Below are 20,652 nucleotides of genomic sequence, written 5' to 3' on the forward strand. Positions count from 1 at the left end.
GCAGCAGCGCCCTTTTCCCTGACTACTTCATCAGCACCTGAAACTTCGGATTAAATTCATCGAAAATCGGTAAAGCGGCGGCGCCGAGAGCGGCTGTATCGCTGCCGGTCATGCCAATTTTTAGTCGCATATCGTTAAGGTAACGTCCGCGCACCGACTGATAAAGCGGCGGCAATCGCTGCACCATCTGCTCCAGCAGCGGCGCAGGCATCATCCCGCCAATAATTACCGCCTCAGCATCAAACACCGACTCCAGAATATTGATCGCCTGACGTAACGGCGTCGTCACATTCTCAATCCATGCGGTAAAACGCGCGGGTTCAATCTGTAACAGATCTTCGGGCAACGCCCGCATTGGATCGAGACCGCAGAATTCATAAGCGGCCTGCAGCGAGACGTAACGCTCCAGACAGCCCTGATTTCCGCAGTAGCAGTCGCGACCGCCCGGCTCGACCACAATGTGTCCGATTTCGCCCGCATTATGGGCGTGGCCGGTATAGATATGACCATCGGTGAAGATCCCCGCGCCCAGGCCGGTGCCGATATAGAGATAGATAAAGGAGTTCAGGTGGCGCGCTGTGCCGTGAAAGCGTTCGCCGATGGCGGCGACCGTAGCATCATTTTCCAGCGTCACCGGCAGACCGCTAATGGTGGCGAGTTCAGCCTCGATATCGACCTGCTCCCAGCCGTTCAGCGTGGTCGGCCCCACTGATGAAATGCCCTCCACACCAAAAGGCCCTGGCATCACCACGCCAATCCCCAGCACTTTCTGCCACTGAGTACCCAGGAAGGCGCGCATCTCCTCCAGCACGCTGGCAATGCACGCCAGGGTGGCAGCAGGCTGGGGCTTTTGCACCATAACGAGGCGGCGGAAACGCACTTCGCCGCTGAGATCGACCAGAACCAGCAGCAGCGTCTGGTGATCAAGATGGATGCCGATCGACCAGGCACTGGTGGGATTGAGCGTAACCGGAATTGAGGGCTGACCACGCCCGCTGCGGCGCGGCTGGCGGCTGGTCAGCAGTTCGGCCTGCTCCAGTTCCGCCACGATATTCGAGACGGTCTGCGGCGTCAGCGCCGTCATGCGGGCCAGTTCGGCACGGGTCAGTTCACCGTGCAGGCGAATGGCTTCAATCACCACACGCCGGTTGTGCGCCCGCGCATGTTCAAGGTTGGTACCCGAGGTTTTCATGTTGTTTTCCATTTCAGCGGGACCCGACAGTATTGGTCTCCGAATGCATTCGGGCAAACAATATCTTTGATGCTGCACGCAATTCTCGCGCATCAGGATAGGCAATTTTGCCATAAAAGCGCAGTCTGAGTTTCAGCGTTGTTACGGCTTTGTTGCAATGTCCTCCGGCACTGTGGCACGCCGTTTGCTTAGATTCAGACAGGTCAGTTCACCCACTGACCAAAATTATGCCCCCGATTAAATCAATCAAATTGATTTAATTAACCGACAGCCTGTTGCTGCACAGTGGAGAAGACCATGTCACAGCGTTACACACCCCAACTAAAAGCCGGTTTTGCCGCCTTACTGATGTTAAGCGCAGGCAGCGCGGCGGCGGCCAGCCAGATCAATGCCCTGTTTATGACCCAGGCGGCTTACAGCGAAAATGATATCCGCGCGATGACGCAAAATTTTCAGAAGCAGCACCCGGATGTCACCGTCAATCTGGAGTTTGTTCCTTATGAGGCGCTGCACGACAAGATTGTGGCAGCGCGTGGCGCGGGCGGCAATGGCTATGATGTGGTGCTGTTCGATGCCATCTGGCCAGCGGAATTCGCCCGTTTCGATTTGCTGCAGGATGTCAGCGCACGCATTACGCCAGAGGATAAAGAGAAGGTCTTCCCGGGCGCGATGAACACCGTGGTTTATAAAGGTAAAACGCTGGGTATGCCGTGGATCCTCGACACCAAATACCTTTACTACAACAAAGCGATGCTGGCTAAAGCGGGCATCACCACGCCGCCACAGACCTGGCAGCAGGTGCTGGATGACGCGAAGATCATCAAGGATAAAAAGATTGTCACCTGGCCGCTGGTCTGGAGCTGGTCCCAGGCTGAGGCACTGGTGTGTGACTACACCACACTTGTTTCAGGCTTTGGTGGTCAGTTCTATCAGAACGGCAAGCTTAACTTCTCCAGCCCGGCTTCACTCAAGGCGCTTAACCTGATGAAAAGCTCGCTCGATAAGGGCCTGAGTAACCCGGCGTCGCGTGAATATCTGGAAGAGGATGTGCGTAAATCGTTTTCTAATGGCGATGCAGCTTTCGCGCTGAACTGGACCTACATGTACAACATGGCCAACGATCCGAAGCAGAGCAAAGTGGCGGGCGACGTTGGGATCATGCCTGCGCCCGGCGATGCGCCAGGAAAAGTGGGGGCGGTAAACGGCTCAATGGGGCTGGGGATCACCAAAGGCAGCACCCATGCCAACGAGGCGTGGCAGTACATTCAGTACATGACCTCACAGCCGGTACAGAATCAGTATGCGAAGCTCAGCCTGCCGATCTGGAAATCCTCTTATCAGGATGAAGCAGTGAAAAAGGATCAGGAGAGCCTGATTGCCGCGGCGGACAAATCGCTAAACGTGATGCTGTCACGTCCGGAGACCGCTGACTATTCCCGTCTGTCGAACCAGCTGCAACAGCAGTTACAGCAGGTGTTGCTGGGTAAAGCCCCGGCGCAGGACGCGATGGCGACGGTTGATAAAAGCGCCGCCCGGCTGCGTTAAGGAGTTATGATGCTGAGTTTGCGTCAACGCGAACAGCGTCAGGCATGGGTGCTGCTGGCACCCATGTTGCTGGTGATGCTGCTGTTAACCGCCTGGCCTCTGCTGCGTACCATCTGGCTCAGCTTTACCGATGCTGCGCTGATTGGCAGTGGTGAAACGCCTGCATGGATTGGGCTGGAAAACTATCTCTATGCGCTTAGCGATCCCGACTTTCGGGCGTCGATCTGGCGCACACTCTATTTCACCCTTGTGTCTGTCACCGTTGAAGGGATTATCGGCGTGCTGGTGGCGCTGCTGCTGAATCAGAAATTCATCGGGCGCAACGTTTTGCGGGTGCTGGTGATTCTGCCGTGGGCGCTGCCGACCATCGTCAACGCCATGATGTGGCGGCTCAACTTCAACCCTGATTACGGCAGTATCAATGCCCTGCTCAGCCAGCTCGGTATCATTGACGGTTATCGCAGCTGGCTGGGATCGCCGGAGGCGGCGCTCAATGCAGTGATGTTTGCGGATATCTGGAAAAACTATCCGCTGGTCACCCTGCTGGTGCTGGCGGCGCTGCAGTCGATCCCCGAGGATCTGTTTGAAGCGGCACGACTGGACGGTGCCTCCGCCTGGCGGCGTTTCCGGGCGATTACCTTCCCGGCGATTGTTGCACCGCTCGGCGTCGCGCTGGTGTTACGCACCATCGATGCCTTCAAAATCTTCGACATCATTTACGTGATGACGCGCGGCGGCCCGGTGGACAGCACCAAGACCCTGAGCTTTTTCGTTTATCAGGAGTCGTTCAGCTATCTGCGTGCCGGCAGCGGTGCCGCCTACGCGATACTGATGACCCTGATGTGCGCCCTTCTGATCACGCTCTATCTGCTGATGTTATGGCATCAGCGCCGCCGGAGTACCGCTTATGAAAACTAAACTGCGACGGGTCCTGCGTTACGGGGCTGCGATGCTGGTCGCCGTCAGCATTCTGGCCCCGATGGGCTGGCTGTTTCTGATGAGTGTCAGTTCTGCCAGCGATCTCTCCCGCGTGCCGCTGGAGTGGCTGCCGCGTCAGTGGGATTTCAGCCGCTATCAGGGGCTGGTTTCGCTGGCACCGAATCAGCCCGGCAACGTTTTTCTGCACGCGCTGGGCAACAGTTTGCTGGTGGCGACGGTGGCCACAGCGATCTCGCTGCTGCTGGCGATACCCGCGGCGTTCAGCTTCTCACGCTACAGTGGTCGTGATGCCTGGCTTTCCGGCGCTCTGGCAATCTATATGGTGCCGCCCGTGGCGTTTGTGCTGCCGCTCTACTTTCTGCTGCAACAACTGGGGCTGCTCAACACCCGTCCCGGCCTGGTGATGGTCTACTGTTCGCTGATCCTGCCGTTTCTGACCTGGATGCTGAAGAACCAGTTCGACTCACTGCCACGTGATATCGAACAGGCAGCACGGCTTGATGGCCTACGCTTCTGGCAGGTTCTGCTGCGCATTACGCTGCCGCTGGCAAAGCCGGTGCTGGGCGCTGCCGCGCTGTTCGGCTGGCTGCTCGCCTGGGATGAGTTTTTCTACGCGCTGCTGTTCACCAGCAATATTTCGGCACAGACCCTGCCGGTCGCCATTGCCGGTTTTACCGCAGGACGCGCGACCGATGACGGGCTGATCGCGGCAATCGGCATTCTGGCTTCGGTGCCGCCACTGTTTATTGCCATCTGGTTGCAGAAGACGCTGGTCAGCGGTCTCACCAGCGGCGGAAGTAAGGGATAATTATGGTCACTACCCTCACGCCCACCCTCTATGTGGTGGGCAATATAAATGTTGATTTAATCATGAGTACGCTCAGCGACTGGCCGCAGCGCGGCACGGAAGTGATGCTGCAGCACAGCGAGTTACGTCCCGGCGGGTCCGCAGGTAACTGTGCGCTGGCGCTGGAGGCGATGCAGGTGCCGCATCGGGCCATTGCCAATCAGGGCGACGATGGCTTCAGTCACTGGCTCGCCAGTCACTTTCCTCATAGCGCTGCATACTGGCCGCGCTATGCCTGTGAAACCTCGCTGACGGTAGGCGTGACCCATCCCGATAACGAACGCTCGTTTCTCAGCAATCACGGCCATATTACCGTGCTGACCGCGGACGATGTGCTGGCCCAGTTGCCGTCGCAGGCGACGCCGGGCGACATCGTCCTGCTGTGCGGCACCTTTCTCTGTCTGGAACTCTATGATCACTACCCGGCGCTGCTGGCCGCGCTGCAACAGCGTGGCTTCTGTGTCGCCGTGGATACCGGCTGGCCGCCTGCGGGCTGGAGCGATGGGCTTCGCTTACAGATTGGCAACTGGTTAGCGGACTGTGACTGGCTGCTGCTGAATGAGGTGGAAGCGCTGGGCTTATCGGGCGCAGAACTGCTGGATCAAAGCGGTAAACAGCTGGCGGCCCGGCTCAGTGGTCGCGGCGGCTGTGTGATTAAGTGTGGCGCAGAGGGCGCACGTCTCTGGTCTGCCGCCTCTGTGCAGTATGCTGCTGCCCAGCCGGTGACGGTGGTAGATACCATTGGTGCCGGTGACAGTTTTAATGCCGGTTTTCTTACTGCACTGCTCTATCACCAGCCATCGCACACGGCGCTGCGCTGGGGCATTGAAGTGGCATCACAGGCGATAAGCAGCTCTCCGCGCCGCTATCCCAGCTGGCAACAACTCCAACTATCAAATGAGGTGCGCTGACCATGGCCAGTGTTGAACTTGTACAGGTGGCGAAGCGCTACGGTAAACAGAGCGTGCTGCACCCGCTGGATTTAACCATCCCTGATGGCAGTTTCACTGTGCTGGTTGGCCCCTCCGGCTGCGGCAAATCAACCCTGCTGCGGCTGCTTGCCGGTCTGGATACCGTCTCTGACGGGGCGATCATGCTGGATAAAAAACAGATTAACGATCTCGATCCTGCTGACCGGGATATCGCCATGGTGTTTCAGAGCTATGCGCTCTATCCGCATCTCACCGTCGCGGAGAATCTGGCGTTTCACATGCAGGTGAAAAAGGTGAAGCGCGAGGAGCAAAAAAGCAAAATCGCCCGCATTGCCGGCATTCTCGGCATCGATCAGCTGCTGCAGCGTTATCCAAGAGCGTTGTCGGGTGGACAGCGGCAGCGCGTGGCGATGGGCCGCGCCATGGTGCGCAATCCGCAGGTGTTTCTGTTTGATGAGCCGCTTTCTAATCTTGATGCGCAGTTACGCATGGAGCTGCGGGCCGAGATTAAGTCGCTGCATCAGCGTTTCAAAACCACCATGGTCTATGTTACCCACGATCAGGTCGAGGCGATGACGCTGGCGGATCAGATTGTGGTGATGAAAGAAGGGGTCATTGTGCAACAGGGTGCACCGCTGGCGATTTATGACCGCCCGGTTAACACCTTCGTGGCGCGGTTTATCGGGTCACCGCCGATGAATCTGCTGGATGCCCGTTTCCAGACACGCGATGGCCTGCCTGGCGTCTGCTGTGGCGAGCAGTGGCTGCCGTTGCCGCGTCGCTGGCACAGTGCGGCACAGCAGCAGGCCGATCAGCCGGTCACGCTTGGCGTACGACCCCACGATCTGATTTTTGATGCCAGCGGGCAACCGGCGGCGGTCAATATTGTTGAGATCACCGGCGAATCGACCCTGCTACATCTGAACTGGCAGGGTTTCCCGCTGCATATGCAACTGACCGGCCGCAGCGATGCCGTGCCTGGCGGCACGCTGCCGGTTACCGTTAATCCGGATAAAATGCACTTGTTTGATGCCAGCAGCGGCATGCGGCTGACGGAACAGTGATAAAAATAAACCCGCCAGCGGTAATGTCAGTCAGTTAAGCGACAGATGATAACGCAGTCTGGTACCGGGCAGGGGCCTGCTCTGAAACTTCAGTGTGTATTGTTAAAAAAGGGCACGAGAGTGGAGGCCTGAACGCCTCTGCTGCTGAAAGGGCTATCCGCAGCGCTGAGGCGTGACGTTGGGCCAGAAGTCCACGCCGGGAAGCGTGGACAGTTCGGGGCCGGCCAGGGAGGGCCGATCGCGAACGGTTCGTCGGCACGACGTCAAAGCCGAAGGTACCGCGTGAGCGGCGCGAGGACGGCCCGGCAGCAGCAGAGGTGCGCTGGCCCGTACTGCGGCTCGCTCGCCCGGAAAAAAAGGCTGTCACGTTTAACCGTGACAGCCTTTACAAATCTAATCTTAACTGATCAGCATTACGCCAGCGGCGAGTTTATTTTGTGAAGCAGAGTCTGGATCAGGAAACATACGCCTGCTTACGCCAGATGAAACTGCTCTACCGTCTGTGACAGCTGCTGCGCCTGATCCTCCAGCGAACTGGCCGCAGCCGACATCTGCTGCACCAGCGCGGCGTTCTGCTGGGTGACGCCATCCATTTCATTGACGGCAATCGTTACCTGACTGATGCCACGCGCCTGTTCGCTTGATGCTGTGACAATCTCACCGATAATCCCCTGCACCGAATTCACCGCCTGCATCATCTCCTGCATGGTTTTACCGGCATCGTTTACCAGCCGGACGCCGCTCTCGACCCGCACGCTCGACTCTTCAATCAGTGCGCCGATCTCTTTCACCGCGTTCGCGCTGCGCTGGGCCAGATTACGCACTTCAGAAGCCACCACCGCAAAACCGCGTCCCTGCTCACCGGCACGTGCAGCTTCTACAGCCGCGTTCAGCGCCAGAATATTGGTCTGGAAGGCAATGCTGTTGATCATGGTTGTAATGTCGCCGATCTTTTTCGAACTGTCATCGATCTGCGCCATGGTCTGCACCACTTCACCCACCAGCGAGGCACCACGACTGGCGATGTGGGTAGCGTTTTCAGTCAGGCTGGTCGCCTGCTGCGCGTTATCGGCATTCAGGCGAATCGTGGCGCTGATCTGCTCCATGCTGGCTGCGGTCTGCTCCAGCGCGGCGGCCTGTTGTTCGGTGCGTGACGCCAGATTGAGGTTTCCGCTGGCAATTTCACCCGCCCCCTGGCGTACTGATTCACTGGAATCTTTAATCTGCCCGACAATCTGCCGGAGCTGGCTTTGCATGGTATCCAGGGCGAAAAAGAGGCTGCTGCGATCGCCGTTTTTCACCACAATCGCGTTATCCAGCTTGCCATCGGCGACGGCCAGCGCAATATGCGCCGCTTCAGCCGGCTCACCGCCAATCGGACGCAACACTTTACGGCTGAACAGCATGCCCAGCACCGTCCCGACCAGCAGAACGCTCACGACCATCAGGATCACCGCCCACATCAGCTGCCGGTTTGAGGCGGCCATCACCTGACTGACCGGTGCCACCACGCCCAGATACCAGGGTTTGTCGCTGTTACCTATCATCACCGGCTGCCAGGTGACTAAAGCGTCTTCACCCAGCACGGCATCAAATCGCTGGACGACTTTTGACGTAAAACCCTCTTTTTCGCCTTTCCAGGGCTTCCCGGCTTCATCTTTCACCGGCGAAGAGACCACATTCCCGCCGTTAGAAAGCAGCAGCGCATAGCCGCTTCCCTGCCAGGGTTTGATCTGATTCACTTTCTGTTGCAGTGATGCCAGTGAAATATCAGAGGTAACGATCGCCTTTAAGGTGCCCTGATCGATAATCGCGGCGGCGACGGAGGTGAGCAATGTTGGCACGCCGTTATAGGCATAGCTATAGGGTTCGGTGAGCGTATCTTTTTGTGTTTTTTGCGGGATCAGATAGTAATCGCCCTGACCCGGTGTCAGATAGGAGAGCAGCGGATGCATCGAGTAATTACCTGACGCGTCACGATCGACAAAAAAGGCATAACGGCCCTGCGGTGCCTGACCCGGCTGTGAAGCGAACTCGGCATCACGGCCATCAAACGCATTCTGTTCAAATATCACTGACATCGACAGATAGTCAGGGTTAGCACGCAGCGCATACTCCATCACCTTATCGGCCGCTTTGCGATCGGTAATGCCGACGTGGGGCAAGGCGATCAGACTTTGTCCAAGGTGACTCGCGACATCACGGGCATGGCTCAATTCCTGCTGCACCTGTAAGGCACGGCTCTGCGCAATCTGCTGCAGATATTGTTCGGCCAGCGCCTTCTGCTCTTTACCGGATTGCCAGCTGAGAACCCCAATCGTCACGGTAAATCCCAGCACTATCGTTAAACCACCCATGATCAGCATCTGGGCACGGGTACTCATTCTTTTCTTATGTGTTAACTGACTGACCATAGTGCTTCCCCTGAAATTTACCTGGCTCAATACCTCCTTGTAGTTATGGTGCTCCTGAGATCATCTATCGGCGGCGTTTTTTTGAACTTTAATGGCCATTTCCCCGCCGTGATGGGGGTCTCACAGCGCGTGATTACGGGAAGTTGATCGCAAAGGGATTATGGCGCAGCGAATGAACGGCCTTTTTTTGATCTGCAACAATACTGGTGCCCGCCATTACTGTCAGTTTATGTCAACAGTTGCTGTAGCCCCCTTATCGCAGTGGAGATAGAACAATGATCGGTAAATCAGGATTAGCTGTTGGGATGGTTGTCTGGCTGGCATATGTCGCCTGGATCGTTCACTATTATTCAGACACCTTTATGCAGTTCTCCCGCTAAGCAAACAGGACCTTCGGGTCCTTTTTTTTGCCCATAATTCCGCGTGATTAGCCTGTGAGCCAAATATTCGCTATTATCGACTCATTCCGTGAGCCGAATAACCTCTTTTATTCGGCTCATCCACCCTTAGCGTGAGCCGATTATGAGCGTTACCTGGATCTGGCAACAGCCGGACTGGCCCCATTTTCAGTGGCAGGACGCCGTGCTGTTACCGCGCCTGCGCCATCTGCAGCAGCAGCGCGGATTGCTGCTGGGCCGTGCCAGCCTGAATTCAGACAGTGAAACCCAGACGATGGATACCCTGCTCAGCAATATCCTCTCCTCTTCCGCGATTGAAGAGGAGCGGGTCAACGTGCAATCGGTCCGCTCATCGCTGGCGCGTCGGTTAGGCGTGACGGAAGAGCAGCCCTATCCGGTCTCCGATCGTTCAGAAGGCCTGGCTGCCATGATGCTCGATGCCATCAACAACCGCAGCCAGCCGCTGACGCCTGAGCGTCTCTGTCAGTGGCATCGCTGGCTTTTCCCTGCCGATGAGTGGACGGTGCAGCGCCTGAGCGTCGGCACGCTGCGCGGCAGTGAGCCGATGCAGGTCATCTCAGGTCGCATCGATCGTCCCACGGTGCATTTTGAAGCGCCGCCGCGACAGGGACTGGAGCCGCAGCTGGCGCAGTTTATTGAGTGGTTCAACAGCAGTCAGCATGATGTGATGCTGGACCCGTTGCTGCGCGCCGCCATCTGCCACCTCTGGTTTGTCACCCTGCACCCTTTTGATGATGGTAATGGTCGTATCACGCGTGCGTTAACCGATCTGGCGCTGGCGCAGGCCGACAGTCAGAGCATCCGGCTGTATGCCATGTCACCCGCCATTCTGACGCAGCGTGCCGGTTATTACCGCATCCTTGAGCAGACGCAGAAAGGCGGCCTGGATATCACTCACTGGCTGGTGTGGTTTCTTGATATCCTGGATGAGAGTCTGCAACAGGCGATGAACGTCATCGATCGCACTCAGATGAAAGCGCGTTTCTGGCTGCGGCATCAGGGGATGGGATTGAGTCCGGAACAGGTGAAAGTGTTGAACCGGCTGCTGGATGGCGGCGAGCAGGGTTTCGAACTGGGGATCAGCGCCAGTCAGTACCAGAAGGTCGCCAAAGTGAGTAAAGCCACCGCGACCCGTCATCTGGCCGATCTGGTTGAAAAAGGCTGCCTTTACCGGCTCGAAGGCGGAGGCAGGAGTACCCGCTATCAGGTTAACACCCGCGAGAAGCCCTGAACCGGGCTGTTTTGACTGCTAACCGGGAGTACATCGCGCTCGTTGTGATGTACTCCTGAGTGCGGGAATTACTCTTTAAGTGAAGCCCCGTTGGTCGCAATGACCTCTTTATACCAGTAAAAGCTTTTCTTCCGGCTGCGGGCCAGCGAACCTTCACCAGTATCATCGCGGTCAACATAAATAAAACCGTAACGCTTAGACAATTCGGCTTTTGATGCGCTGACAAGATCGATAGGTCCCCAGCTGGTATAACCCATGACCTCCACGCCATCGTCAATGGCCTCACGCACCTGAACCAGATGATCGTTGAGGTAGCTGATGCGATAATCATCCTGCACGACGCCCGTTGCATCCGGTATGTCTTTGGCGCCCAGTCCGTTCTCAACAATAAACAGCGGCTTCTGATAACGATCCCACAGCAGATTCAGCAAGTTACGCAAGCCCACCGGGTCAATCTGCCAGCCCCATTCAGAACTCTGCAGGTGAGGATTGGGCACCATGCTCAGAATGTTACCCCGCATCTGCTGATTCAGTGCTTCATCGGCGGTCACGCAGCCGGACATGTAATAGCTGAACGAGATAAAATCGACGGTCGACTGGAGTATCTGGCGATCGGCATCCGTGATATCCAGCTGAATATTATTCTCACGAAAGAACCGCAACATATAGCCCGGATAAACACCACGGCACTGAACATCGCCAAAAAATTGCCATTTCCGGTTCTCCTGCAGCGCTTCCAGCACATCATCAGGCTTACAACTGAGTGGATAGACCAGCCCTCCCAGCAGCATATTGCCAATGCTGGCGTCCGGGTTAATCTCGCGACAGGCTTTCACCGCCAGCGCACTGGCGACCAGTTGATGATGAATCGCCTGATACACCTCAGCTTTGCTGCTGGTTTCCGGCAGACCCACACCGGTCATCGGCGCGTGAAGCGACATGTTAATTTCGTTAAAGGTCAGCCAGAGTCTGACTTTATTCTGGTAGCGGGCAAACACCGTACGGGCATAATGCTCAAAGAAGCCAATCACCTGGCGGTTACCCCAGCCACCATACTGCTTCACCAGGTGCCAGGGCATCTCATAATGTGACAATGTAACAATTGGGGTGATGTGGTGTGCGGCCAGCTCGTCGAATAGCCGGTCATAAAAGGCCAGACCGGCCTCGTTGGGTTGTTGCTCATCACCGTTCGGGAAGATGCGCGTCCATGCGATTGAAACCCGCAGACAGCTGAACCCCATCTCTGCAAACAGCCTGATATCGTCCGGGTAGCGGTGGTAAAAGTCGATCGCGATGTCTTTGAGGCTTTGGCTGCCCTCAACGCGCTCCGATACCGGGCCAAAAATTCCCTGTGGCTGAACGTCAGAGGTCGAGAGGCCTTTGCCCTCTTCACGCCATGCGCCTTCTACCTGATTAGCGGCAACAGCACCGCCCCATAAAAATGAATCCGGGAAAGTTTTCATCCTGTTCTCCTTTTATTGACGAGTGACGCTGAGTAAAGGCGTACCTGCAGTGACCGCGGTCCCTGCCACAGTCATCACCTCAGGATACTCATCGCTGTTAGTGATAATGATCGGTGTTGCCAGGTCATATCCGGCATCAAGAATGGCCTGACGATCGAACTCCAGCAGCAGATCGCCGGCCCTGAATGTGTCGCCCACTTTTACATGTGCCGTGAAAGGTTTGCCGTCGAGCCTGACGGTATCGATACCCACATGGATCAACAGCTCAATCCCGCTGTGACTCAGGAGTCCTATGGCGTGTCGGGTCTGAAACAGGGAGGCCACCTCACCCGCAAAAGGCGCAATGACTTTATTATCAGAAGGGATGATGGCCACACCCTGTCCCAGCAGGCCACTGGCGAAGGTTGGATCGGGAATCTGACCAAGCCCCAGAACGGTGCCCGTCATCGGTGACAGAATGTCATCTTCGCCAGGGGTAATCGGGAGCGTTGCGTCTGGCGCCGTGTTTCGGGGCATGCCCGCTACCAGCGTCATGCCGCAACCTAGTATCAGCGCGAGTAGCGTCCCGGCAATACCGCCCCATAACGTGGAATCCACACCGCCAGGTGGGATCATCTGTGCGATGGTAAAGATGTTGGCAAAACCAAATGAATAAACGTGGGTGCTGCTGAGGCCGACAATGGCACCGCCAATAGCGCCCGCCACGCAGCCAAAGATAAAGGGACGGCGCAGCGGCAGATTAACGCCATAGACAGCCGGTTCAGTGATACCAAAGATCCCTGCGGTCACGGATGAACCCGCCAGCATCTTCTGTCGTGCATCCCGACTGCGCAGAAACACCCCCAGCGCCGCGCCAACCTGGCCCATGACAGCAGGCAACAGCATAGGCAGCATTGAGTCATGCCCCAGTACGGCAAGATTGTTGATCATCAGTGGCACCAGTCCCCAGTGCAAACCAAAAATCACACAGACCTGCCACAACGCGCCCAGGGCAGCACCAGCCAGCCAGGGTGCCAGCGCATAAATCCACTGGTAGCCGTTCGCCAGTATCTGACTTAAGCCCGTGGCCAGTGGGCCAATCACCAGGAAGGTCAGCGGCACGGTGACGCTCAGACAGATCAGTGGCGCAAAGAAGTTTTTCATGGAGGCGGGAAGTCGCCGGCTGCTCTGCTTTTCCAGCCAGCAACTTACCCACGCGGCGAGAATAATCGGGATAACGGACGCACTGTAATTAAACCAGGTTACAGGGATGCCGAGAAACGCGTCCGTCATTTCACCGGACTGCTGGCTGGCATTAAAAGCTGCAATCATCGTCGGGTGGGTCAGCGCCCCGCCAATCACCATGGTAATAAAGGGATTGCCGCCAAATTTCTTCCCGGCGGTGTAGCCCAGCACCAGAGGAAAGAAGAAAAACAGGGCATCACTGGCTGCAAACCAGATTTTATACGTTCCACTTTCAACAGAAAGCCAGCCACAGACCACGGCCAGCGCCAGTAAACCTTTTAGGATCCCGGAGGCGGCGAGAATGCCGATAAACGGGGTAAAAATGCCTGACACAATGTCGATCAGATGATTGAAAACATTACCCCCGGTCTTTTCCCCTTCTGTTGCTGCAGAAAGCTCATCAGCCAGCCCCGCTTCACTACGCACAGCCTGCCAGACATCATGAACGTGGTTGCCAATCACCACCTGAAACTGCCCGCCGCTTTCAACGACCATAATAACGCCCGGATTTCTCTTCAGTCCTTCAGCATCGGCTTTATGGTTGTCTTTCAGTTTGAAGCGTAACCGGGTGGCACAATGAACCAGACTTACGATGTTCTCCCGGCCACCAATATGGCTGAGGATATCCTGCGCCAGCGTGTGATATTCCATCTCGATTTCCTTACAACCGATGCCTGCGGACATCAGTTAACTGAGCCAAAAATGAAAAAAACCTGAGAACGTCCTCCTTTCAGAGTTCGCGCTCAGGTTTTGCCTGCGTTAAGCAGTAACAATCCGGTTTATAGAGCTTATTGCCCCTCTTTTCTCACCCGTTCGATGTTAATGGCGAGAAACATGATCTCTTCTGCGGTCAGATCACGCTGATAGCTTTGTTGCAGATGCTGCGCGATTTTCACCGCACATTTCCAGGCTTTGGGATAGTTATCTTTTACTGCTGTATGCAGCGATACATCGTCATCGTCCACCACGGTACGCGTCAGCATCCGTTGAGCAAAAAACTTCAGATGAGTGACAAAACGCTGGTAACTCAGCGACGATTCGATGTACTCCAGCTGCAGTTGATACTTCACCAGTTGCAGAATCTCCTGCATAACCCGGGTGACATGCATCACTTCCGGCATTTCATTATTGAGCTGCGCCGTCACCAGATGTAGCGCGATAAATCCGGCTTCATCCTCCGCCAGTTCGACATTCAGACGACGTGAAATGATAGCCCTGGCCTCCTGACCCAGTTCGAACTCTTTGGGGTAGAGGCGTTTGATATCCCATAGCAACACATTTTTAATTGCCAGACCTTTTTTCTGCCTTTCAATGGCAAAGTAGCAGTGGTCGGTCAACGTGATATACAAGCTCTCCTGCAATGTCCCCAGACGTTGTGTTGCCAGATCAATAATGCGGTCGCAGGTGGTCATCACTTCTGGAGGGATCTGGTGTAACAACTCCTCCAGACGACGTACCAGCAGATCACTTTGCAGCGCAAATACCTTCTCAATGTGCGCAGCGTTGAGACTGTCACCGATGCGCTTCTGGAAAGCCAGTCCACGCCCCATCACGACCTGTTCGCGTCCCTGCTCATCCTGAACCATCACCACGTTGTTATTAAGAATTTTGGCGATTTTCATCGGAACCCCAGAAACAAAAAAACCTGACATCCGACAGAGGCCAGAAGTCAGGTTTTGCCTGCCTAAGCAGTAACAATCCAGTTCGGGAACTCTATCAGTTTTAGTCGTGACCTCAATCTGTCAGAGCAAAAAGCGTGACAGCGATCGAAATCCTCTTATTAACTTAAAAAGTGACTACCGTGTTGAGTTCAGTCGCCCAGGCATCGTGCGTGTGGCGATACCCGCCGGACGAGACCAGTATTAAAGCCGGGGGTGCGGTTCCGGGCAGCAAAAGGGGTATGACGCTCAGTGGAATGAAAACTCACGTTATGGGAGGAAGATAGTCATGCGAGGAAGGTCGTCTGAAAAATCGACTAATGGACTGCAGCGTTCATTAACTGCCATTTAGCGATTAAAAACACACCGCTTTGAACGCTTTTGTCACTGATCACAATATTTTGATTTATCGGACGAAAAGCCCTTAATGTGTGAAATCGTTCTGTTGAGCGTCAGAGCCCGTTATGCAGGGTAAAAGAGTGGAAGGAAGATTATCTGTAAAAAAGTTAGCAGGAGAACAGCTCAAACCGCTATTCAGAAACAGCAACGCCGGAAGGTTCGCTTCCGGCGCTGTTGAGATTACGCGGCTTTAACGGCGCGCACTTTCTTTGCAGCAGGCTCTTCCTGCGGCTCATCCGCGCTATCGTCTGAGACAGCTTCTGGCTGAGAGACGGGTGCTGCTGCCGCTTCCGGCAGTTTGCTGGTGCGCAGAATATGCTGAACGGCATCTTTCTGCTCTGCAATCAGCAGGCCCAGCGTTTCCGCCTGAGATTCTTCCAGTGCAGGTTGATGCTGTAACAGCCAGTCGGTGAAGGCTTCGGCCATATCGAGCATTTTGTCGTAGGCATCGGCCTCTTTCTTATTGGCAAACGTCATCTTCTCTTCACCCTTTCTGACTACTACAAATTTTGTTTCAACAGCCATCTTTTCGCCCTCAGGTACTGTGTATACATACAGTATATCATGCCGATCCTGCTTTGCCAGCAGAGAATAGAGTTTATCGGTTGTGCACGGGCTAACCTTAACCTGGCACAGTCTTTTTTCATTTTTCCTGACACATTCTCCGCCGCGAGGGTCGGCGGCTACACCAGCAGCTCTTCAAGAAACATCGCCAATGCCTTACGGGGATCGTCCTCTTCCGAGACGATCACCTCAATCCCCCACTGCCCCAGCACCTCTTTGGCCACTGGGTTGTTCCGGTTAGTGAACAGGTACGATTTTGGCCGGGCGGTTGCCAGCCCGGTGCGGCCCCACATCTTGGTCAGACGGTAAAACAGCAGGCGAATATTGAAATCACTTATGCTGTAGCCGACAAACAGCACTGAGTTGCCCATCACATCGTGAGTCAGTTTGATGTCGAGCGGCGAATCAAAATAGAGGCGTTCAAAATAGCTGCTCTCATCGAGCACGATTGAGGTGTCATCATCAAAATCACCGTGCAGCTTGATGATGTGACGCTTATCTTCGGTGAGAGAAACCAGGTCCGCGGCGTTTGCCACTTTATAATAGGGTACGCCGTGCGCTTCATGCGCCGCTTCCAGCCAGCGATCGTAATTGGTGGTGTAGATACGCGAGAAGTTACCCTGGGTAATCATGGTATGAATTTCAGAAGAGCGGACATCAATATCGGGGCGATGCCATTCGCGATCCATCCAGCTGCGCAGCGGGCCAAGCGAACCTTTTTTCTGTTTGTAATACTCCGCCAGCGACAGGTGCGTGCCATAGGTATTGAAGATTTTTGGATCGTAACCCAGCTCATTAGCAAGATGCGCAATCAGTTCATGCCACTCGGGCAGGCCAAAATTGCGCGAAATACCGGCACCGGCAAACAGAATCAGTTTGCCGGAATCATAGGCGCGTTTGAGTTCAGGTTTCATGCCATGCCCCGCGAGGTTTTTAAAAAGGTGGCGAAGCGATCCAGCGCGATGCGCCGCATCGAGATCTCATTCTTGAGTTCGCCCATTTCAGCAAACGTCTGCTCATAGCCTTCGGGAATAAAGACGCAGTCCCACTGAAAGCCGCGCGTTCCGGCAGGTTTCGCGGCGATAGTGCCGCGCAGTTCACCCGAAAACTGGTACATTTTGCGGCCATCGCAGTAGCCCAGTACCGTTTTGGCCGTCACGGCCTGGCTGTCGAGCCCCTGCACCAGCGCGGTAAAGCGCTCAGCGTCCAGGCGGTTCCAGAAGATGCGGGTCAGACCGGCGGGCAGGCCATTGAGGCCATCCAGATAGAGGCCGGTATGCTCTACAAACAGCGGTCGCCCAATCAGCGAAAAGGCTTTGGTCAGTTTGTCGCGTACCAGGTCGAGTTCGTTTTCAGTCTGAATTTCTTCGATGCGACGGGCGATGGGCAGAACTTCGACCCCGACAGGTTCGAGTATTTTGCGCACCTCCGCCAGCTTTTGCTCATTGGCAGAAAGGAATCTGATTTTCATGGGGCTTCCAGGTCAATTACTCCGCCACGCAGTGAGGATTTTACGGAAACAGGCGGGCAGGATAAATCACTAACGCTGGAGAGTGTAGTTCAATTCTGTGCTCATCAGGTTGAAGTGCGCAGAACCGGCCGCAGCAGGCGAGCCGGTTCTGCAGACTCAGTAAACAATGCCGGGTGGATTCACCGTGGACTGAGTGATGGCCTCATCCTGTTCGCCCCAGCGTGCCAGCACCTGCTGATACTGCCCGCCTGCGATGGTGCCATCCAGCGCAGCCTGCAGCGCGGGTGCCAGGCCATTGCCCTTTTTGGTGGTCACGGCAACCCAGGCGCGAAACGGTCCGCTGCCAACCAGCTTTGTCTGTCCGAGTGACGCCACTTTCCAGGCCGCCATAGAGTGAGGGCCAAACATCGCATCTGCCCGTCCCGACAGCAACGTCAGCGTCGCGGAGGCATCATCAGTCAGGTAAATCGGCGTTACCGCAGGCAAACCTTTAGCCCGGTTCTGCTCATCCCAGCTCAGTAAAATACGCTCCTGATTGGTGCCCGAGGCGACGATAATCCGCTTACCGGCAATATCCGCCGGACTATTAATCTTGCTGATATGACTGTCGCTTTTCACCGCAAAAGCGTGGTTGTCGGCGCGATACGTCGCAAAATCGAACTTCTTCTTGCGCTCTTCGGTCACGGCAATATTGAACATCGCGACATCATAGCGTCCGGCGCTGATGCCCAGCGGCCAGTCCTCCCAGGAAGCCGGAACCAGCCTGAGTTTCAGCCCCAGGCTATCAGCAAGGAGTCGGGCGATATCGGGATCGCTGCCGATCCGCGTGACGTTATCAGACGCCAGCAGCGACAGCGGCGGCGAGTTGGTCGCCGAGGTAGCGACCGTCAGGGTGCCCGGTTCAATAAAGCGGTAATTGGCCGGAATTTTACCAATAGCCTGCGGATTGGCCGGGGCATGAATCGGCGTCTCGTTTTGCAGGACATCGAGCTTCTCAGCCGCAGAACAGGCCAGCGCCGGAAGCAGCGTCAGAACCGTTAACGTTAATGCCCTCATAACACGCGCGCCAGAAAACGGCGGGTGCGCTCATGACGCGGATTATTGAGCACCTGGGTGGTGCTGCCCTGTTCCACAATCCGGCCATCCACCATAAAGACCACGTTATCCGCCACTTCCCGGGCAAAGCCGATCTCATGCGTCACAATCACCAGCGTAGTGCCGGAACGCGCCAGCTTTTTAATTACATCCAGCACTTCGCCCACCAGTTCAGGATCCAGCGCCGAGGTCGGCTCATCGAACAACATGACCCGTGGATTGAGCATCAGCGCACGCGCAATCGCGATGCGCTGTTGCTGCCCGCCCGACAGGTGACGCGGCCACGCATCGGCTTTATGCCGCAGCCCTACAATATCCAGCAGTTCGCCCGCACGCTGTATCGCTTCCGGTTTCGTTAACTGACGATGGGCAATCGGCGCTTCAATCAGGTTATCCAGCACGCTGAGGTGTGGGAACAGATTGAAGTTCTGGAACACGTAGCCGACGTTGATGCGCTGGCGCAGAATCGCCTTCTCTTTCAGTTCATACAGCTTATTGCCGCGCTGCTGATAGCCGATGTAGTCGCCATCAATCTGAATAAATCCTTCGTCGACCCGTTCCAGATGATTGATGGTGCGCAGCAGCGTGGATTTACCGGAGCCGGACGGCCCGAGGATCACCGTGACGGACCCCGGTGCCAGTGACAGCGATACATCATCCAGCGCTTTATGTTTACCAAATCGTTTACTGACGCCGGTGATGCTGATGGCACCGGTAGTGTGTGAGTTGCGGTAATCAATGGCTTCGGACATGGCTGATCTCCTCGGTCGGATGAAGTGGCGTGACGCGGTTGCGCCATTGTCGCCAGCGCGACGGTTGCGGTTCACGGGTGACGCTGCGGGCCATCCAGCGTTCGGCGTTGTACTGAATCACGGACAACACGGTGGTGATAATCAGATACCAGGCGGCACCGACCATCAGCAGTGGGATTACTTCCTGATTGCGGTTGTAGATCATCTGGATGGTGTAGAACAGCTCCGGCATCGCCAGCACATAAACCACGGATGTGCCTTTCGCCAGACTGATGATCTCGTTGAACGCGGTGGGAATAATGGCGCGCAGCGCCTGCGGCAGAATGATGCGGAAGGTGCGGCGTGTGGCGGAGAGACCCAGCGCGGACGCGGCTTCCACCTGACCGTGATCGACGCCGAGGATCCCGCCGCGAATAATTTCCGCGCTGTAGGCCGCCTGCACCAGCGTCAGACCGATAACGGCTGCCTGAAACTGCCCCAGCACGTTAATCGTCTGATACGCCCCCCAGGAGAGGCCGGTAAACGGAATGCCGACAGACAGGGTGTCGTAGAGATACGAGAAGTTATAAAGAATGATCAGTACCACAATCAGCGGCAGTGATCTGAACAGCCAGATATAACCCCACGCCAGTGTACTCAGCAGCCACGATGAGGAGAGACGTGCCAGCGCCAGCAGACCGCCCAGAAACAGACTGAATATCGTACCCAGCAGCGTCAGCAGCAGCGTCTGGCCCAGACCGTGGAGGATCACCGGATCAAAGAACCAGCGGGCAAACACGCTCCATTCCCAGCGCGGATTAAAGGCCACTGACTGCACCACGCCTGCCAGAATAAACAGCGCAACGATAGCCCCTGCCGTGCGTGCCGGGTAGCGTGCCGGCACCACCTGCAGATGTTGATGTTTGCTCATGGTCACCTCTTAACTTGCCGTGGCGACGTTATAGACGCCGATCACTTTGATAAAACGCAGTCGTCCGTCGTGCGGCGGCTGGCCATAACGCTCCAGATCCCCGCTGAGATCGAACTGTGGCTGATAACCGTGACCGGTATAGAGCCGCACCGCCTCCGGCTGACGGAAGCCGGTGGTGAGAAACAGCCGCTGATAGCCCGCCTGTAAGGCGCGACGCTCCAGCTCCTGTAACACCACCAGCGCCAGCCCCTGACGCCGCAGATCGCTGCGGGTCCAGATGCGCTTCAGCTCGGCGGTCTGCGGGTCATAGGGTTTATAAGCGCCCATCGCGATGATCTCGCCGTCACGCTCCAGCACGATAAACAGCCCCTGCGGCGGCAGATACCATTCGGTCAGCTCCTGTTCCAGCTCGTTACGACGGGAAAAATAGTCGCCATAGCGTGCGGAATATTCGCCAAACAGGCCGCCCAGGATCGGTTGCAAATCCGGCGCGTCGGGTGAAACTTCGCGAAAAGTGGATTCACTCATGGTCA

The 20,652-nt window shown here is 56.0% G+C and carries 18 protein-coding genes; 6 read left to right on the forward strand and 12 right to left on the reverse strand.

All coding sequences use genetic code 11. From position 1 onward, the window contains the following. Nucleotides 1–22: 22 nt before the first annotated feature. Nucleotides 23–1,192, reverse strand: a complete 1,170-nt coding sequence (locus tag ACMGGP_RS22560) for an ROK family transcriptional regulator (RefSeq protein ID WP_033787030.1) — start codon at nucleotides 1,190–1,192, stop codon at nucleotides 23–25. Between the two features lie 297 nt (nucleotides 1,193–1,489). Here ACMGGP_RS22560 and ACMGGP_RS22565 point away from each other — a divergent pair, with 297 nt between their 5' ends. From ACMGGP_RS22565 to ACMGGP_RS22585, 5 genes are read left to right on the forward strand one after another with little or no spacing between them, the layout of a single operon-like run. Beyond that, the gene (locus ACMGGP_RS22565) at nucleotides 1,490–2,737 is read left to right on the forward strand and encodes an extracellular solute-binding protein (RefSeq protein ID WP_191919204.1); all 1,248 of its coding nucleotides are present in this window, start codon (nucleotides 1,490–1,492) and stop codon (nucleotides 2,735–2,737) included. Between the two features lie 6 nt (nucleotides 2,738–2,743). Beyond that, the gene (locus ACMGGP_RS22570) at nucleotides 2,744–3,655 is read left to right on the forward strand and encodes an ABC transporter permease subunit (protein WP_250489035.1); all 912 of its coding nucleotides are present in this window, start codon (nucleotides 2,744–2,746) and stop codon (nucleotides 3,653–3,655) included. Further along, nucleotides 3,645–4,484 (forward strand): carbohydrate ABC transporter permease, encoded by an 840-nt coding sequence (locus ACMGGP_RS22575; RefSeq protein WP_010670366.1) that lies wholly within the window; start codon nucleotides 3,645–3,647, stop codon nucleotides 4,482–4,484. Before ACMGGP_RS22570 ends, ACMGGP_RS22575 begins: the two co-directional genes overlap by 11 nt. 2 nt (nucleotides 4,485–4,486) lie before the next feature. Then, nucleotides 4,487–5,434, forward strand: coding sequence for a carbohydrate kinase family protein (locus ACMGGP_RS22580; protein WP_010247086.1), 948 nt, complete (start codon nucleotides 4,487–4,489; stop codon nucleotides 5,432–5,434). Nucleotides 5,435–5,436: 2 nt separating this feature from the next. Then, a complete protein-coding gene (locus ACMGGP_RS22585) occupies nucleotides 5,437–6,519 on the forward strand; it encodes an ABC transporter ATP-binding protein (RefSeq protein WP_033760468.1) in 1,083 nt (360 codons plus the stop codon). A gap of 473 nt (nucleotides 6,520–6,992) precedes the next feature. Here ACMGGP_RS22585 and ACMGGP_RS22590 read toward each other — a convergent pair whose 3' ends face one another. Beyond that, nucleotides 6,993–8,903, reverse strand: a complete 1,911-nt coding sequence (locus ACMGGP_RS22590) for a methyl-accepting chemotaxis protein (protein WP_498798935.1) — start codon at nucleotides 8,901–8,903, stop codon at nucleotides 6,993–6,995. Between the two features lie 552 nt (nucleotides 8,904–9,455). Between ACMGGP_RS22590 and ACMGGP_RS22595 the strand changes: the two genes are divergently transcribed. Then, on the forward strand, nucleotides 9,456–10,583 hold the full coding sequence (locus tag ACMGGP_RS22595; RefSeq protein ID WP_498798936.1) for a Fic family protein: 1,128 nt from the start codon (nucleotides 9,456–9,458) through the stop codon (nucleotides 10,581–10,583). A gap of 68 nt (nucleotides 10,584–10,651) precedes the next feature. Here ACMGGP_RS22595 and ACMGGP_RS22600 read toward each other — a convergent pair whose 3' ends face one another. The 10 genes from ACMGGP_RS22600 to ACMGGP_RS22645 form a co-directional block, all read right to left on the reverse strand. After that, complete coding sequence (locus tag ACMGGP_RS22600; RefSeq protein ID WP_124890588.1) at nucleotides 10,652–12,046, reverse strand: glycoside hydrolase family 1 protein; 1,395 nt, start codon at nucleotides 12,044–12,046, stop codon at nucleotides 10,652–10,654. A gap of 12 nt (nucleotides 12,047–12,058) precedes the next feature. Continuing rightward, nucleotides 12,059–13,921, reverse strand: coding sequence for a PTS beta-glucoside transporter subunit IIABC (gene bglF, locus ACMGGP_RS22605; RefSeq protein ID WP_498798937.1), 1,863 nt, complete (start codon nucleotides 13,919–13,921; stop codon nucleotides 12,059–12,061). Nucleotides 13,922–14,058: 137 nt separating this feature from the next. Then, the gene (gene licT, locus ACMGGP_RS22610; protein WP_010247080.1) at nucleotides 14,059–14,892 is read right to left on the reverse strand and encodes a BglG family transcription antiterminator LicT; all 834 of its coding nucleotides are present in this window, start codon (nucleotides 14,890–14,892) and stop codon (nucleotides 14,059–14,061) included. A gap of 615 nt (nucleotides 14,893–15,507) precedes the next feature. Further along, nucleotides 15,508–15,852, reverse strand: a complete 345-nt coding sequence (locus ACMGGP_RS22615) for a YebG family protein (protein ID WP_111534203.1) — start codon at nucleotides 15,850–15,852, stop codon at nucleotides 15,508–15,510. A gap of 158 nt (nucleotides 15,853–16,010) precedes the next feature. Further along, nucleotides 16,011–16,805, reverse strand: a complete 795-nt coding sequence (locus ACMGGP_RS22620) for an SIR2 family protein (protein ID WP_010247078.1) — start codon at nucleotides 16,803–16,805, stop codon at nucleotides 16,011–16,013. Next, nucleotides 16,802–17,362: a non-canonical purine NTP pyrophosphatase gene (locus ACMGGP_RS22625; protein ID WP_010247077.1), complete on the reverse strand. Its 561-nt coding sequence runs from the start codon at nucleotides 17,360–17,362 to the stop codon at nucleotides 16,802–16,804. The genes ACMGGP_RS22620 and ACMGGP_RS22625 overlap by 4 nt, the downstream gene beginning before the upstream one ends. A 156-nt stretch (nucleotides 17,363–17,518) precedes the next feature. After that, entirely contained in the window at nucleotides 17,519–18,418 is a 900-nt protein-coding gene (locus ACMGGP_RS22630; RefSeq protein WP_498798938.1) for an ABC transporter substrate-binding protein, read from the reverse strand. Beyond that, nucleotides 18,415–19,209, reverse strand: a complete 795-nt coding sequence (locus tag ACMGGP_RS22635) for an amino acid ABC transporter ATP-binding protein (protein ID WP_022624346.1) — start codon at nucleotides 19,207–19,209, stop codon at nucleotides 18,415–18,417. The genes ACMGGP_RS22630 and ACMGGP_RS22635 overlap by 4 nt, the downstream gene beginning before the upstream one ends. Then, the gene (locus ACMGGP_RS22640; protein ID WP_010247074.1) at nucleotides 19,193–20,119 is read right to left on the reverse strand and encodes an amino acid ABC transporter permease; all 927 of its coding nucleotides are present in this window, start codon (nucleotides 20,117–20,119) and stop codon (nucleotides 19,193–19,195) included. Before ACMGGP_RS22640 ends, ACMGGP_RS22635 begins: the two co-directional genes overlap by 17 nt. 9 nt (nucleotides 20,120–20,128) lie before the next feature. Beyond that, nucleotides 20,129–20,647: a GNAT family N-acetyltransferase gene (locus tag ACMGGP_RS22645; RefSeq protein WP_498798939.1), complete on the reverse strand. Its 519-nt coding sequence runs from the start codon at nucleotides 20,645–20,647 to the stop codon at nucleotides 20,129–20,131. Between the last annotated feature and the right edge of the window lie 5 nt (nucleotides 20,648–20,652).

Origin of the sequence: Curtobacterium sp. BNK-1, from assembly GCF_048685235.1 — a bacterium.
Lineage (GTDB): Bacteria > Pseudomonadota > Gammaproteobacteria > Enterobacterales > Enterobacteriaceae > Pantoea > Pantoea agglomerans.